Consider the following 15,885-nt stretch of genomic DNA (forward strand, 5'->3'; position numbering starts at 1 on the left):
CAAGCCAGAGCATAACTGGATGTCCGGTTACTCCTTGATTCAGAATTCTGCACACCATTCTCTGAAAACAACAGACAAAATTTTAAAAACAATTTCTTGATTGTTTGGGCATGGCTAAACCGCTTGAGACGAGAGGTGCAAAACTGCTTGCCCTGATGCTCGCACTCATCATGCTCGGCTCTGTACTGGTGTATGCTTTCAAAGGCTCTAAAACTCTGCCCGAGAGAGAAATCAAATATGAAGTAAATGGATTTAAGGAGATACTGGATCTCGTTTCAGATTCATCGAGAGTCATCTATCTGAACTTCAATTTGACAGACCCGGGACTCGTACAGCTGGTGGATGCTTATTACAAGAGTCTGGTGTCCTATGACCCTCTGTTCAGATACAATTACATTGGTCTCGTCTCTCTCAATTCTATGTACTATGTGGAGTATCCCCAGACTCTGCCAGGAAACAACCCGTACGTTTATCTCCTCGATTCCGGAAACTACAAGGTATTCTTCAGGCATGAGAGCAAGGATGAATACATGGGTGTTACAGTTAAGCTCGTTAGGGGGTATGCGATGGCTGAGAATGTAAATCCAGTTGCTGTGGGAACATCCGACGCCGTTTACAAGTACATCGACAGAATTTCCGGTGTTGCGAAAGTCGAGGACAATTATACCGCATATATTGAGAAAATTCCTGATTTGAATTACAAATTCGCTCTGGTGCTGTTTGGGGACCTTGCTAACAGGAGCATAAGAATGAACGGCTCCGAGGGCGAGGTGGCTGACTTCTACTTCGAGGGCATAGCCCTGAATGATTCGGGCGGATATGACAAGGTCGTGGCGATAAACTTCAAGCAGAACATCTTCTTCGTTCAGAGCAACGTCACGGAATACTACAACGTAACCAGGTACGGAGACTTGAACATAGCTTTCATGCACGATACAAACTTCACGAGGATTCTCGAAGCAAAACCGGAAATGAGAGCAGTGTTCATAAAACCAGTCGAAACGTCTGGAAATGAGAGTTGAGGGCAACACCACCATTCTTTTATTTGGACCGGGAGAATTCAGGAGCACTTCCTCTGCCAGCATCTTCGGTGGAAAATTCAGGGAAGCCAGAGTAGAGCGCGGGAAGGTCCTTCCAGTATACTTTCCGGAGGACACTGAAGTAAAAATTACCGGAGACTTTGTTGCAGTCAATGGCAGCACGATACCGGAAAGCTGGAAAAAATTTTCAGATAAAGATTACGGCAGAATCTTCCTCTTCGGAGAATCAGACTCGGGAAAAAGTAGCTTCGCAGCATACGTGATGAACACAATGGGCATTGAAACTGCAATAGATGCCGATGTTGGACAGAACGACATTGCACATCCCGGTGCAATGGGAATGGGCGTTAAAAAATCGGACATCTACACTCTTCAGCACCTTGAGGTTTCCGAGGTAGCCTTTGTGGGTGTGATTTCACCTTCCGGTTTTGAATCGAGGTGTCTGAGGGCGTTCACACACCTTGTCAAAAAGGTTAGAGGTAGGGCCGTTGTCGATACCACCGGGTGGGTCAGGGGGTGGAGGGCAAGAGAGTACAAGCTGTCCAAAATAGAGACGTTCGAACCCGATGTCGTTGCCTGCTTTGGCGAACCACCGTACTATTTAGATGGTTACGAAGTTATTACACTCGAAAGTTTTGTTGTCAGGAAGAGGGACAGAGATCTGAGAGCATCAATCAGAGGGAGAAGGTATGAACACTGGCTAAACGATCTTGAAGAGGTCGAAGTTTGCGTGGATGATGTGATGACCAGAAACACATCCATGCTTCAGGGGTGCAGACTGGAGGACGATCTCCTGAGTTCGTTTGGGGATGTTGTATATGCCGAGAAGGGTTTCGATTTTCTAAACATTTACTCCGAAAACTTCGATGCTGGCAGGGAGGCCATATCGATGCTGAGGGAGTTCTACGGTGTTGCAGAGGTAAACATTATAAAGCCGTCTGACCTCAGTGGCCTGTTCCTGGGACTTTTCAGAGGAAATAGATATCTTTCCCCTGGAATTCTAAAGGGCATCGACTTCGAAGAGAGGAAAATTAAAATCCTTGGGCGTAAGGATATAGACACTGTTGAGTTTGGAAGCTTCAGGCTCGATGAAGACCTGAAGGAGATACTGGTGAGGGTACCATGATAATAGATATCACCACTCAGAAAAGGGAGGAAATCATCGACATAACGGATGATGTGAGAAAAGCTGTTCAGCTTGAAAATGGGTTTGTTGTCGTCTATACTCCCCACACAACCACTGCAGTCATCGTGAACGAGGCTGAAAGAGGTCTGCTTGACGATTTTATAAAAAAGCTCTCCGAGCTTGTGCCTTACATGGCAGGATACTCCCATGACCGGATAGACAGCAACGCAGATGCGCATATCAAGGCAGGTATTCTCGGAAACTCCATAACAGTTCCGGTCGTGCGTGGTGAGCTTTTGCTCGGTACCTGGCAGAGAATACTTTTTGTTGAGTTAGACGGGCCGAGAGAAAGGAGAGTCTATGTGATGACCTATGAAGCCAAGAAGGGTTGAAGACCGCCAGGACCACTATTACTGGAGAGCCAAAAAGGAGGGCTACAGGAGCAGGGCAGCGTACAAGCTCAAGCAGATGAATGCGAAATTTGGATTGATAAAACCCGGTTACTGGGTTCTCGACCTTGGGGCGTCTCCGGGAGGCTGGAGCCAGGTTGCCGCTGAACTTGGAGCCAGTGTGATAGCCATTGACCTGAGTCCAATGAAAGACATTGAGGGGGTTACATTCATCCAGGGCGACATGACATCCGAAGAAACGTGGGAAAAAATTAGAGAAATCAGGGACAGATTTGACGTTGTTATCAGCGACGCATCACCCAAGATCACGGGACACTGGGACATAGACCATTACAGATCTGTTGAGCTTGTTGAGGCTGCATTCAGCATCGCCAGGAGGTTTCTCAAGCCGGGTGGAAATTTTGTCGTCAAAATGTTTCAGGGCGAGGAGACTCCGAAGCTCTATGCAGAGTTTAAAAAACACTTCAGATTCAAAAAACTTCACTCCCCTCCAGCATCGAGAAAGAGAAGTTCGGAAATATATTTCATAGGCAAGGGGTTCGGAGGGAAGTTCAAACCGAAAAAAGATGAATGACAATATTCCGACATTATCTCCATTCTGCGCTTCCATTTAATTGATATAAAGTACCGTAAAGATTTGTAAAGGTCAGTAAAATATCCGGTGCCTTTTCACCCGTGACGCCTGAAACAATCGATATATTTTTTGAGACGAAACATAAGTATGGTGATTGGTATGAGGTGGTATATCGCAATAGGTGCGGTGCTTATTGTTGCACTGATGCCGGCCTTCGTCATGGCACATGGCATGATGGAAGACGATGACGAGCATCCGTATGCAAACGACAGCATGAACCCAACATTGAATGAAACGTACATGAATAATACATACGGCATGGGAATGGGTCCGGCAATGGGAATGGGTCACGATGATGAGGACGACCACGACAAAAATGTGACTGAAAAAAGGCATGAAATGAGAGAAAGATGGAAAGAGAGAATGGAGAAAATTAAAGAATACAGAGAGAGAATGAAGGAAAGAATGGAGCACGTCAGGGAAGTCAAGGAAGAACACAGAATGAAATACATGGAGGAGAAGGAGAGATACGAGAAAATGAAGCACAGAGGTCTCGAGGATCCTGAGGTATTCAACACCGCAAAGGGGTTTGTGGTGAACGGTGTTGGATTTGCAATAGCTCACCTTGATGAGCTTGAAAACAGAGTGATAGCAATGAATCTGAGCGACAACACAACGGCCGAACTTCTTGGAGACATTGAGGCGATAAAAGAAAACCTCTACGGATGGGAACAGGTCTTCAACAACTCGACAACTCCACAGGAATTCAGAGACAACGTCCTTGCTTTCAGGGAGGAGTGGTCGCTCCTGAGAGTGAAGATTAACGCAGTTACTTCAAAGGTCGTGGCACTCAAGTTCCTTGAGGTTGTCGAGAAGGCTGAAAACAGAACACAGATAATCGAGGACAAGATAGCCAAACTTGAAGAGCTCGGAGCAAACACCGGTGAGGTTGAGAAGGCCTACCAGGAATATCTCGATGCCCTTTCAGAGGCAAAGGATAGCATGAATCTTGCACTCCAGCACTTTGATAACGCAATAAATTCAGACAACTACGAAACTGCATTCAAGGAGCTTAAAGAAGGTAAGGAACTTTACCATGAGGCCATTGGAAAATTCAGAGACTCCATGATGGAACTCAGAGACGTGTTCAAAGAATATGCCGAGAGCGTTAGAGAACTCAGGCAGAACAGCACGGCTTTAAATGAAAGCTCATGAGGTGGTCGAAATGAATGCAAGACTGCTAATCATACTTTCAGTGGTTGCTGTAATAGCCATCTTCGGATGCACCCAGAAGGGTGTTGAGGAGGTCGTGAAAAAGACCACCACTCCAGCAGAAACTGCAACACCCTCTGCCACGAACGTCAGTAATGTTGAAACGACAATCGATGACGTGCTGAAAGAACTTACAGAACTTCAGGAGCTTGAAAAAACCACTCAGGAGCTTAACAACCTGAGCTTTGACATCTGAAATACTGTTTTTATTTTTTAATTTCTGGAATGAGGATTGCTCCATCAATACCTTCCACAAACCTTCCCCTGCCCTCCAGATACAGTTTCACGGTCAGCGCAGAGATTAACGCATCAGCCTGATTGTGGTCTGCAATATCTGTATCGAATGTCAGAAAGTCATGCAGACGATTTTTTATCGCATCCAGCCCGTTCTTAGATCTTTTGTTTGCCCCCGGTGCGATATCGAGGATCATGCGTGTTGCGTATGGGTAAACCTCGTAAACCTCAATGCCTCTCCTTCTGAACTCTCGCGCAATTTCAATTCCTCTTTCGCCAACCTTCCTGAAAAAATCTGCACCTGAGGGAAAAAGGCGTATGCCCATTTTCAGAAGTTCCCGCTCACACTCTCTGAAGCTTCCTTTTTCTGGAAACGAGAGCGGCGCATCTATACCCACAGCATATATGCTCATACCGAGCAGTTCTCTGTAATCTCCAAAGACCGCTGCTTTCTTACCCTCAATGACTGCCGATACGGAGTTTCTCAGACCAACATCAACACCGGCAATCCTCATAACATATTGCACCGGTTATTTTTTGCTTAAAAATGCTCTGAAACTCCACTCAAAAGGCAGATTTCTCAGGGATAAGGATTTTAAACTCATTACATCCATTTATACACATGTTCCTGATATTTGATCCGGTGTACCTGATACTGGCGACCGTGGGCTACATGATAATGTTCTTCATGGCAGCATTCATAGCCCCGAAACTCGCAGGAAGACTTGCTGGAAGGTTCTCGCTTTACACGTCCATGCTGCTGGTGGCAGTGCTCATTCTTGCAGTGAGTGGTTCCGTCATATACTACGTTCTCGTATACTCCGGCATTTATATCGGATTTTACGGGCTGATAGCATTCATAGTGCTGGCAAATCTCGCAATGTATCTTCTCTCCCCGTACATAATTAACGCAATGTACGGGGCAAAACCCAGTCCAGAGCTTCAGGCACTTGTCGATGAGATAGCAATGAGGCTGGGGGATAGGAGAAAGTACAGGGCCATGATCGTCAAATCACCCCCCAACGCATTTGCCTACGGAAACTTCCTCACCGGGAAATTCGTGGCTGTGTCTGATGCACTTGTCAGCATGCTCGAAAAAGAGGAACTCATGGCAGTGGTGGGACATGAAATAGGACACCACAGACACAGGGATTCGGCAGTGATGCTCCTCTTCGGACTTCTTCCCTCCGTGATCTTTTACCTCGGCTACGCTCTCGTGCATACGGGACTGAGGGATGACAGGAACAGGGGTTCAGCGCTTATAGGCATTGCTGCAGTCGTTGCAAGCTTCATCGTTCAGATCCTCGTTCTGGCATTCAGCAGGCTGAGGGAGTACTACGCCGACACGGAAGGAGTCAGGGTTGCTGGAAAACTGCCCATGCAGGCGTCTCTTGCAAAGATACATGCCTTCTACCACAGAGTCCCGAGAGCACTTGATGAAATTCGTGACAGCAGTTTCAAGGCCCTGTTCATCTATGCATTCACGAATGCGGTTGCAAGCCCATACGTGTCAATGAGAGACATTGAGATGCTGAAGAAAACCAAAGTCTCACCCGTTGAGGAGTTCCTCTCAACGCACCCGCCCATATCTAAGAGATTGACGTTTATTGACTCTCTTCCATACTGATTGATTAATTTTTAATATTTTCAGAACCATTTATTTTTATGAATCCTGAAGCATTATATAGAATCAGCTATGGACTCTATATCGTTTCAAGCCATAAAAACGGTGTGCCAAACGGTCAGATAGCCAATACAGTATTTCAGGTAACTTCCGAACCCGTGATGGTTGCAGTATGCCTGAATAACAGGAACCTCACAAACGAATATGTCAGGGAATCAGGGGTATTCTCTGTATCAGTTCTTGACAGAAACACGCCTCTGAAATTCATAGGGAAGTTCGGGTTCAATACAGGACGAAATTCAAACAAATTCGAGGATATCGACTTCTTCTGGGGTAAAACCGGAGCCCCCATTGTGAGGGATCACAGCATAGCATACATTGAGGCGGAGGTCAGAGACATGATGGAGGTCAAAACACACACCCTGTTTTTCGGTGAAGTCGTTGAGGCTGAAATCCTAAAAGAGGGCGAGCCGCTCACGTATGCGGAGTACCACTACAAAATGAAGGGGAAGACACCCGAAACAGCCACAGTATATCTGGAACGCCTCAAGATGTGACAGGAATTCCATCCGAACAATCAAACTCTGTCGATCAGGTGCATATTCCCAACGTTCACGTTCTTCAAATGTCTCCTTGCAGCCCTGTAACATTCCAAAACCTGATTTTTCGGAGTTATGGGAAGGTCATTCAGCCTGTAATCCGGATGAAACACGAGCAGGGAGTAGGGTATGTTCGGGCTGAGACCCGATATGAACTCCGCAATCCTTTCCACCTCCTCTGAATCAACATAATATGGCACGAGCAATGTTGTTGCAGATACGACGTCTGGATATCGTTCAAACATCCTTTCTAAGTTTTTGAGAGTCTGTCTGTTCCCCCTGCCCGTTAGTATCTTGTGGAGTGACTCATTCCAGGCTTTAATATCGAATTTTACCGTTCCACCGCTCTTACTGCTGAGTTCTCCCGCCCTTATGCAGAGGTTTGTGTTTCCCGAGCCGTTCCACTCCCAGCAGATTGCGATGTTGCCTCTCTTTTCTATGGCGAGTTCGCTGAATTTGAGGGCAAAAGACATCTGCGGTTCAGGCGAACCTCCGAAATGACAGATGCACCTTATTTCTTTTTTCATGACCTTTTCGAGCAGTTTGTCAATGGATATCACCGGAGCGTCATCAACAAACCTGTGCTGCCAGTTCTGGCAATAGAGACAGTCGAAGTTGCAGCCATAGTAAAAGATGGCAAGGTTGTAACCTCGCATCCCGCTCCCCCTGCAAAACCAGGAGTTGCAGCAGTTCGTGGGTAGTGGGTCTTGATAGGCGTGAAGCACCGCTTTGATTGATGTGGATCTCGAAACTATCCTGCCATTCCTTACAAAGCGAATGTTGCACAGGCCTGAATCCTCAATTCTGCATCGGTTGGAGCAAAGTTCGCAATCCCCGCCACCGATAATTTCCAGTCTTTCATGGATCGATCCAGCAACCTCACCATGGCTTTTCGCACATTTGGGACAGACAGGGATTGTTTGAGAAGGCCGGGGTTTCCCGCAGATTATGCACTCGTTCATTACTGTAAGATAACTGGAACGAGAATATAAAAAATGTTTAGCACAGATTTACTTCAGAATAGGTCCAATATCTTCGTAACCCTGCCTCTGACCTGTCCCTGCATGCTTCGTGAGCCTTTCTGGATTCCTCACAAGGTCGATAGCATTCCTCACATGTTCCCTGACTCTGTTTTCAGCCACCCTCAACAGAGTTTTCTCGTCCTCCGCCTCATCCTCGTGGATTGTAACATCGATTATGTGTTTGTTCGTCATCAGCTCAGCAATAATTTTCCCCACAGAGAGAGCAATGTAGCTCAGAGCATCTTTTTCAGCCCTACCAACCCAGCCGAGAGTTACGACTATGTCGCAGTTCTCCTCTTCGATCAGCTTTTTCGCCTCGACCGGAATGTCCTTTATCCCGGGAACCGTTCTGCGTACGTATTTTACACCAGCGTAATTTTTCAGCTCGTCGATTGCTATTCTGCCCATGTCTATTCTGGAAAACGTTGTATCCACAATACCTATCTTCATCCCAGTTCCTCCATTGCTGCATGCAATGCTGGCTTTACCACGTTCTTTCTCGAAAGTATGTCTTCTATTGCTGAAAGCGTGGCAACCAGATCCCTTTTCGTAACATTACCCATGTGACCGATTCTGAATATCTTGCCCTTCAGATGCTCCTGTCCGCCAGAGATCGTTATCCCATACTCTTCTCTCAGAGTCCCTCTCAGATCCTTGTCCGCAACACCGTCTGGCATTTTTATTGCTGTCACGGTGTTTGAGTAGCTGGAGTGTTCGTTCAGAGCAGGGAAAAGCTCGAGCCCAGCACTTTCAGCCCAGACTCTTGTTGCCCTTGCAAATTTTCTGTGTCTTTCTACTCTGTTTTCAATCCCTTCCTCCTCAATTATTCTGAGAGCCTCAGCAAAGGCAAGGAACAGAGGCACGGCTGGAGTGTACGGTGTCTGGTTGCTCTCAGCCTTTTTGACATAAGCCTTGAGGTCGAGATAGTATGGCACGGATTCGCTGTAGAACTCCCACGCCCTCTCATTTATTGCCACTGCCGCAAGACCAGGTGGTGCGCCTATGCATTTCTGTGACCCCACCACTGCAACGTCAATTTCCCACTCATCCATTTTAACCTCATCCCCACCAACGCTTGTAATTCCATCCATGATAACAAGAGCATTGTACTTTCTGGCTATTCTTGCTATCTCACTCGCTGGATTGAGTATACCTGTTGAGGTCTCGTTGTGAACAAAGGCTATGGCCTCACTTCCGTTTGCGAGGCTCTCTTCAACCTTTTCGAGGTCAATGCTATTTCCCCACTCAAACCTCAGGTGATCAACTTCCGTGTATTTTGCACCGATCTTTGCAAATCTCTCTCCAAACTTTCCATTATCCACAACGGTGATTTTCCTCACCTTCGAGAACGATGCGACAGCAGCCTCCATTCCGGCGGTTCCGCTACCGCTGATGATCGCAATATCGCCTGAAGTTCCAAAAAGAGGTTTTATTGCATTTTTGCAGTATTCAAAAACCTCCTCAAAATCCCGGCTTCTGTGGCTAATCATCTGGCTGGACATTGCCTTTATAATCCTTTCGTGGAGTTTGACCGGTCCCGGAATCATCAGCAAATCGTCCTTTACCATGTTCTGAAGCACGGGCGGGGCGTTAATATAATTTTTGGCGGAGATTGGATATAAAAATATATAAAAAATTTCCTAAATAATTTGTCATTCTCTCCTCGGCGGGTTCATTACCACTGAAACCACTCCTCCCGCTATAACGAGAACCGAACCCAGCCAGACCAGAGATACGAGCGGGATTACATGCACCTCAAAAAACGCAGAGTCCATGGAAATGCCCCCGATGGCAATATAGATGTCCTTGAAGTAGTCAGAGAGTATCGACACCGAATATATCACCCTGTCCTGTCTGAGAAGGTTGTACTGGGTAATAGTTGGGGTTACAGTTCCCTTCAGAACACCGTTTTCATACACGTTCAGCGTTATTATGAGTTCGGACCTGTCTTGGTAGTCCATTTGCTTCGCATCCGTGATCTCAAGGGTGATGTCTCCAAACCTGGTGTCAATTTTTGCCTTATCCTGGATACCCACCCTCACATTCTGATGCACCTCATCATACATCCACGCCCCTGCAACTCCGATGGCGATGAGTATGATTCCTATGTGGACGATGTAGCCTCCGGCCTTCCTTGCATTTCTGAGGTCTGAGGGTTTGAAGGTCATGAGGTGGTTCACGAGCGAGAATGCACCTATACCTGCAGCAAGAGAGACGTAAAACATGCCCGCAAGTATTTGTGTCAGGGCAAATACAATCACTCCAGCTGGGGCTGAAATCTTCAGCAGCCTGAGAGTATTTTCTCTGCTGGCACGCCAGCCTATGGAAATGCACACACCGAGGAGAACTGTCAGCAGAATGGCGAGAGGGGTCTCAACCCTGTCATAGTAACCTCTCCCGACAGAGATTCCTGAAACAAGAGTTGGAGCCACGGTTCCAATCAGTACTGTCGCGGTGGACAGGATTAGTATGAGCATGTTCAGAAAAATCGCAAAATCTCTTGAAAATGTCGAATACTGTTCTGAGCGAAAAACATCTTTTCTTGTGGAAAACAGGTACGCCGAGACCATCCCTGCAATTGCTATCAGGATCAGGTATAGCCAGCCTTCAGGATTCTCGCCAAAGGCATGCACACTTTCGATGATACCGCTCCTCGTGATGAATGTGGCAAATACTACGAGGGCGAAGGAAACGTACGCCAGCCAGTAATTCCAGCTTTTGAAACTTCTGTTTCTCATTATTCCATGAAGAAGGGCAGTGATTGTTAGCCACGGTAGCAGAGATGCATTTTCAACCGGGTCCCATGCCCAGAACCCACCCCATCTGAGGGTCTTGTAAGCCCACCACGCACCAAGGAATATCCCGACTGAAAGAAAGATCCAGGATACCAGAGCCCACAATCTCGCTCTCAGGTGCCAGCCTTCCTGTTTGAGGTAAACAGAGCTGACGGCAAGAGCAAATGGCAGAGTTGCAGCAGCATAGCCGAGAAATACTGTGGGCGGGTGAAGTGCCATTTCAGGAGTTCTCAGCAATGGATTCAATCCGTAACCCTCACCCGGATTGACACCGAACCTCTGGAAGGGGTTGGAGAATGTCAGCATAACCAGAACGAAAAATGATACGGTTGCAGAGGAAATTGAAAGAGCCAGTGCAGAGAGGGCATCTTTTTTCTCAACCCTCAGGAACACAACATTCAGAATTGACAGGAAAAAAGCCCACAGGAGGAGAGAGCCTTCTCTGCCTGCCCATACTGCACTTATCGTGTAGGTGAGATTCAGATGGCTGTCGGAGTAATAGTAAACATACTGGACATCGAAATCTCTTACCAGAAAATAGTATGTTAAAAGCAGGTACGCAAGAACAATAATGAACGTGTACAGATAAGTTGCCTGCTCTCCTTTTCTTGCAATACTGGCAGCCTTCTTACCTTTTGCTCGTACCGCAAGAATAAATGTGTATGTCGAATAGAGACTAACAAAAAAAGCGAGAATGAGAAGCAGGTAGCCCGGATCCAGACTCGTCACCTCTTCAGTTTGCTGTCATCCACCTCATATTTGCTCGGACATTTCATCAGGACGTCCTCTGCATAAAAGACCCCGTTCCTGTAATCGCCCTTCACAACCGCCTGGATAACATCCTCACCCGGGAAATACTGAAGCGAGCCATTGTACACAACCAGAATCTCATTCTTTCCATCCGTCAGTCTGAATGTTTTTGTTCCGTTCTCGTACTCCACAAGGGAGTACTGGACTACCGTTCCATTTACCTGCACGTTCTCAGCAGTTCCTCTGCTGACAACTTCGCTGACGGTCAGGTACGGACTTATGCCCTGGTTGAACGCAAAAACCACGAGGATGGAAAAACCTATCAGCGAAATTCCAATCATGAGCCTTATCTGGTTCGATTTGACCATGATAATTCTCTGATCGGGCAAATTAAAAACTTTTTCCATCCGGATAAATTGTTAATTATGGTTCATTGCGGCTCAGCACTCAAGACCCTCATCACCATTCAGCGGGGCCCTTTCATCATTGCCGGAACATCTCAGGCTGCTGCACTTTATTAACTTTTACCGGGGCATTAACGAAAAATTTTTAATGTTTAATTGTTAAGAAATTCTCATGAGAGCCTCAGTCGCCACTCTGAAAAACCCCGAAAGCAGAGAGATTGGGCGGAAGGAAATCTCTTTCAAAAACGCCATTTTTAAAAGCGCAGGTCACGCTTACTGGAAAACGATCATTGCAGATGAATCAAAAATCGTGAGAAAGGACAGGCTCGAAGTCATCAGGATTAAAGAAATAGAGCTTCCTCAGAAAAGCACCATTGCGCCACTGTCAATTTTCAGACATGCTTACGGAACGACCATTGATGTTCTCACTGACGAAATCAGAAAAATTGAGGAAGTCAGGAGAATCAGATACGCATACTTTTACGGAATAGATTATGGAGAGATTGAGCCGGGCGACATCATAGGAGTCATAAAGGTTTATCCAATTAATGTCGGAAGCATGGAAAAAATTGAGTACCTGAAGCCACCCGAGACCAGACCAAAGCTCGAAAAAATTCAGGGCAGTGTTGTGTACAAGGAAGGAGATCTCGTTTACAGGAAGAGAGTCACCATTGAGGAACCCTGGTATTCAAGATGGCACATCGGGGAATGGAGAATGCTCGTCTCAGATGAGGATGTCTCGCTTGAACCCGGCAACGGCAGGATGATAAAAATCAGGCCGGTGGAGATACCGAAAAACACAATCCCCGTGCCATTATACGGTCACCGACATCCTCTGGGGACTATAATCGACGTTTACTCTCCGGGAAGGCCCAGAAGGATTGAGGAGAGAAAGCTCATTACCGGCGTGTATTTCCTTCCCGCAGAAGGGGGCGAAATCAGGAAGGGAGACGTCATAGGTGTCCTGAACCTGTACACGGTGTCCATAGGTGAGATGTTCGATAAGGTCGTCCCATTCCTGAACGAAAAGGTCAGGGGCAATGTGGTGGTCAGGGCGAACAGCGGCCTTAGAAGAATCGAATTCGAACACACACCGTTCCTGTTCAGGAGAAGCAGCATAGGGTACCTGAAACCAATTATAAGTGCAGAAACCAAGACCATTCGGGCCAACAGGCCTGAAAGAATTCTGCTCGAAAAGATAGACATTCCAGCCGGTTCAGTTATTCAACCAATGGGCGGAAGGGGGCACGCTTACGGGATAACAATAGATGTGGAGCTTGAAGCCCAGAGGTTCGTCGAGGAGGACAGAGTTGTCGATTCGGCAATAATAATATCGCCATACGATGGTGAGATCCTCAGAGGAGATATGATTGGTGTTCTGATGCAGTATCAGATAACGCCCCTAACCTCTCCCGAACTGTTTGTGAGGAAATATGGCTGATTGACGGGGCAAGGATAAAATATTTAAATAGACCTGCCTATCCAGAGCATCAGGAGGTGTCACTGTGATCTTTCAGGGTAGAAGTAAGAGAAAATACACGGGAAAGCTGTACAAGAGGTTCAGGAAGAAGAGAAAGTATGAACTTGGAAGAGAATATGTTGAAGCGCTGATAGGAGAGAGAAAAATCAAGAAGATAAGGGTCAGAGGAGGTAACTGCAAGATAAGGATATACAAGGACAGATATGCGAACGTTTACATTCCGGCAGAGAAAAAGGTCGTCAAGGCAGAAATAAAGAGGGTTCTGGAAAACAAGGCCCACATCCACTTCGCCAGAAGGAACGTGCTTACAAAGGGTGCGGTAATCGAAACGTCAGTGGGCAAAGCAGTAATCACCAGCAGACCCGGCCAGGATGGTGTTATAAACGCTGTTCTTGTTGAGGAATAATTTTTTATTAAAAATCCTTACAAATTCTGCCTTTTTTAAAAATATTCCCTTTTCCTGCCTCCAAACCAGATTTAAAGAGAAAATTATTAATATTTGTTCAAACACCATTCAGTAAATTTCCGGTTTGGTGAATTGGCTGGAGGTGATTGTTTTGGAGGCTCCAACAAGAGAACTGCTCTGGGGAATCGGGAAATCACTGCCTTATTACATCCATTACACACTGTTTCTGATTGCAACGCTGATCTTTCTGGTGGGAGTATACAGGTGGTACAGGATACTCAAAATCGCCAGAAACGATGAGGACAGACTCGATAACCTCGGAAAAAGAATCTGGTACACCTTAAGAGACGGATTCCTGTTCGTCAGACTGTACATCAGAGAATCCCAGATGGGTCTGATGCACATCCTGATACTGTGGGGTTTCATAGTGCTCACCATAGGGACGCTTATCCTGACAGTAGCGGCGGATATAAACTCGTCCTTCTTCAGGGGAACATTCTATCTTATTCACGAAGCACTGATGGACCTTGCGGGTCTTGCTCTCCTGTTTGGACTGATCATCGCCATTGTAAACAGATATTCCACAAAGCCGAGCAGATTTTCAAAGGCATGGCCCTACGCAAAGGATGATGGTGCCGTACTTCTGCTCCTGCTCACGATAACCGTTCTGGGATTTGCTGTTGAGGCAATAAGGATTGCAAGTGGTACACCCGCCTACACTGCTATTATAGGAGAGGCTATTGCAAAGCTCCTTCCCTACGATCTGGGGCTATACAGAACGCTCTGGAGTGTTCACTCACTGCTCGCACTGCTTTTCATAGCCCTCATACCCTATACAAAGCTCGCACATGTTATTGCAGCACCGCTCAACATTCTGACCAGAAGTGAAAGGGGTGCTGCCGCAAGGACTGTCGAAGACGAGGAGTACATGGGAGCGATAGAGCCAGGAGACCTGCAGTGGAGAGACATCCTCTCAAGCCTGGCTTGCATGAGGTGCGGGAGATGCCAGGACATGTGTCCGGCTGCCAGCTCAGGCACGACACTCTCGCCAATGTTTCTGATGCAGAACCTCAGAAAGACACTCAACGATAACTTCGACATGCTCGGCAGGCCCAAGAAGGAGGATGTTCTGCTTCTCGATAATGTTCTCGACATGGAGGCAGTGTGGGCGTGCACAACATGCAGAGCCTGCATGGAGATGTGTCCTATCTACATCGAGCAGATGGAAATCATAGGCGAGATGAGGAGGGGCATTGTAGAGAGCGGAGAAGCACCACCAGACATCAGAGACTTCCTGACAAACGTCCAGAAGCAGAAGAACCCGTGGGGAGAGGCGAAATACAAGAGAGATGCCTGGGCCAAAGATCTCGATGTTCCGAGAACGAAGGATGCTGAATTCGAATGGCTATGGTGGGTTGGCTGCGGACATGCCTTCGACAACAGGAACAAGGTTGTTGCAAAGAAGCTTGTAAGAATTCTCAACGAGATAGGAGTCAGCTATGCCATACTCGGTAGGGAAGAGGGTTGCTGTGGAAACGACGTGAGGAGGGTCGGAGAAGAGGGTCTCTTCCAGGTGCTAAAAGAAGAGAACGTGGCCGCATTTGAGAAATACGGTGTTGAGAAGCTCTTTGCCACCTCACCACACTGTTACAACACATTCAGGAACGAGTATGAAAACGTGGAGGCGAAGTTCATTCTCGAAATAATACACGATGCCATAAAGGAAGGCAGGCTGAAGCTGAGACATCCGGTGAACAAACGGGTTACCTTCCACGATCCGTGCTACCTCGGAAGATATAACGGCATGTACGAACTGCCAAGGGAGATCCTGAAGTCAATTCCGGGACTCGAGCTTGTTGAAATGGAAAGGAACAGAGAGAAGGCATTCTGCTGCGGTGGTGGGGGTGGTAACCTCGTCAGAGAGTATCCGGGAGACGACAGGCCCAACAACATAAGAGCAAGAGAGGCGGGAGAGACTGGCGCAGAGGTTCTCGCCGTCGCATGCCCGTTCTGCATGATAATGCTTGAAGATGGAGTTAAAATGGAGAAGCTGGACGAGAGGATGGCAGTGATGGACGTGATTGAGCTTGTGTACGAGTCCGCTTTCGGGCCTGAAGAGGAAGAGCAGTAAACCCCTCTATTTTTAATT

17 protein-coding genes are annotated in these 15,885 nt (G+C 47.0%); 11 read left to right on the forward strand and 6 right to left on the reverse strand.

Features of this window, described 5'->3' with window-relative positions:
- Positions 1–110 precede the first annotated feature (110 nt).
- The 6 genes from LPQ35_RS10945 (at position 111) to LPQ35_RS10970 (ending at position 4,618) form a co-directional block, all read left to right on the forward strand.
- Complete coding sequence (locus LPQ35_RS10945; RefSeq protein ID WP_193806973.1) at positions 111–1,022, forward strand: hypothetical protein; 912 nt, start codon at positions 111–113, stop codon at positions 1,020–1,022.
- Entirely contained in the window at positions 1,012–2,166 is a 1,155-nt protein-coding gene (locus tag LPQ35_RS10950) for a Clp1/GlmU family protein (protein ID WP_193806971.1), read from the forward strand. The genes LPQ35_RS10945 and LPQ35_RS10950 overlap by 11 nt, the downstream gene beginning before the upstream one ends.
- A complete protein-coding gene (locus LPQ35_RS10955) occupies positions 2,163–2,558 on the forward strand; it encodes a secondary thiamine-phosphate synthase enzyme YjbQ (RefSeq protein WP_193806969.1) in 396 nt (131 codons plus the stop codon). The genes LPQ35_RS10950 and LPQ35_RS10955 overlap by 4 nt, the downstream gene beginning before the upstream one ends.
- Positions 2,539–3,150 carry an SAM-dependent methyltransferase gene (locus tag LPQ35_RS10960; RefSeq protein WP_193806967.1) on the forward strand — a complete coding sequence of 204 codons (612 nt, stop codon included), beginning with the start codon at positions 2,539–2,541 and terminating at the stop codon, positions 3,148–3,150. Before LPQ35_RS10955 ends, LPQ35_RS10960 begins: the two co-directional genes overlap by 20 nt.
- 159 nt (positions 3,151–3,309) lie before the next feature.
- Positions 3,310–4,365, forward strand: a complete 1,056-nt coding sequence (locus LPQ35_RS10965) for a hypothetical protein (RefSeq protein ID WP_193806965.1) — start codon at positions 3,310–3,312, stop codon at positions 4,363–4,365.
- 10 nt (positions 4,366–4,375) lie between these two features.
- Positions 4,376–4,618, forward strand: a complete 243-nt coding sequence (locus tag LPQ35_RS10970) for a hypothetical protein (RefSeq protein WP_193806963.1) — start codon at positions 4,376–4,378, stop codon at positions 4,616–4,618.
- 10 nt (positions 4,619–4,628) lie between these two features.
- Here the strand turns inward: LPQ35_RS10970 and LPQ35_RS10975 are convergent, their stop codons facing one another.
- A complete protein-coding gene (locus LPQ35_RS10975) occupies positions 4,629–5,171 on the reverse strand; it encodes a DUF429 domain-containing protein (RefSeq protein ID WP_193806961.1) in 543 nt (180 codons plus the stop codon).
- A 107-nt stretch (positions 5,172–5,278) separates the two neighbouring features.
- On the opposite strand from LPQ35_RS10975, the gene LPQ35_RS10980 reads away from it, so the two are divergent.
- Both LPQ35_RS10980 and LPQ35_RS10985 read left to right on the forward strand, forming a co-directional pair.
- On the forward strand, positions 5,279–6,283 hold the full coding sequence (locus LPQ35_RS10980) for a M48 family metalloprotease (RefSeq protein WP_193806958.1): 1,005 nt from the start codon (positions 5,279–5,281) through the stop codon (positions 6,281–6,283).
- A 38-nt stretch (positions 6,284–6,321) separates the two neighbouring features.
- Positions 6,322–6,837 (forward strand): flavin reductase, encoded by a 516-nt coding sequence (locus tag LPQ35_RS10985; protein ID WP_193806956.1) that lies wholly within the window; start codon positions 6,322–6,324, stop codon positions 6,835–6,837.
- A 20-nt stretch (positions 6,838–6,857) separates the two neighbouring features.
- On the opposite strand, the gene LPQ35_RS10990 is transcribed toward LPQ35_RS10985, so the two are convergent.
- From LPQ35_RS10990 to LPQ35_RS11010, 5 genes are all read right to left on the reverse strand, one after another.
- Positions 6,858–7,841 carry a radical SAM protein gene (locus tag LPQ35_RS10990; RefSeq protein ID WP_193806954.1) on the reverse strand — a complete coding sequence of 328 codons (984 nt, stop codon included), beginning with the start codon at positions 7,839–7,841 and terminating at the stop codon, positions 6,858–6,860.
- 48 nt (positions 7,842–7,889) lie between these two features.
- Positions 7,890–8,351 (reverse strand): riboflavin synthase, encoded by a 462-nt coding sequence (gene ribC / locus LPQ35_RS10995; protein ID WP_193806952.1) that lies wholly within the window; start codon positions 8,349–8,351, stop codon positions 7,890–7,892.
- Positions 8,348–9,469: an aminotransferase class V-fold PLP-dependent enzyme gene (locus tag LPQ35_RS11000; protein WP_193806949.1), complete on the reverse strand. Its 1,122-nt coding sequence runs from the start codon at positions 9,467–9,469 to the stop codon at positions 8,348–8,350. The genes ribC and LPQ35_RS11000 overlap by 4 nt, the downstream gene beginning before the upstream one ends.
- A gap of 84 nt (positions 9,470–9,553) precedes the next feature.
- Positions 9,554–11,425, reverse strand: a complete 1,872-nt coding sequence (locus tag LPQ35_RS11005) for a cytochrome c biogenesis protein CcsA (RefSeq protein WP_193806947.1) — start codon at positions 11,423–11,425, stop codon at positions 9,554–9,556.
- Complete coding sequence (locus LPQ35_RS11010) at positions 11,422–11,814, reverse strand: cytochrome c maturation protein CcmE (protein ID WP_193806946.1); 393 nt, start codon at positions 11,812–11,814, stop codon at positions 11,422–11,424. Before LPQ35_RS11010 ends, LPQ35_RS11005 begins: the two co-directional genes overlap by 4 nt.
- Positions 11,815–12,022: 208 nt before the next feature.
- Here LPQ35_RS11010 and LPQ35_RS11015 point away from each other — a divergent pair, with 208 nt between their 5' ends.
- The 3 genes from LPQ35_RS11015 (at position 12,023) to LPQ35_RS11025 (ending at position 15,867) form a co-directional block, all read left to right on the forward strand.
- Positions 12,023–13,291, forward strand: a complete 1,269-nt coding sequence (locus LPQ35_RS11015) for a DUF22 domain-containing protein (protein ID WP_193806945.1) — start codon at positions 12,023–12,025, stop codon at positions 13,289–13,291.
- 64 nt (positions 13,292–13,355) lie between these two features.
- Entirely contained in the window at positions 13,356–13,736 is a 381-nt protein-coding gene (locus LPQ35_RS11020; RefSeq protein ID WP_048091109.1) for a 30S ribosomal protein S8e, read from the forward strand.
- 151 nt (positions 13,737–13,887) lie between these two features.
- On the forward strand, positions 13,888–15,867 hold the full coding sequence (locus LPQ35_RS11025) for a heterodisulfide reductase-related iron-sulfur binding cluster (protein ID WP_193806944.1): 1,980 nt from the start codon (positions 13,888–13,890) through the stop codon (positions 15,865–15,867).
- Positions 15,868–15,885 lie beyond the last annotated feature (18 nt).

The organism is Geoglobus acetivorans (genome assembly GCF_039641995.1).
In the GTDB taxonomy this organism is placed as follows: domain Archaea; phylum Halobacteriota; class Archaeoglobi; order Archaeoglobales; family Archaeoglobaceae; genus Geoglobus; species Geoglobus acetivorans.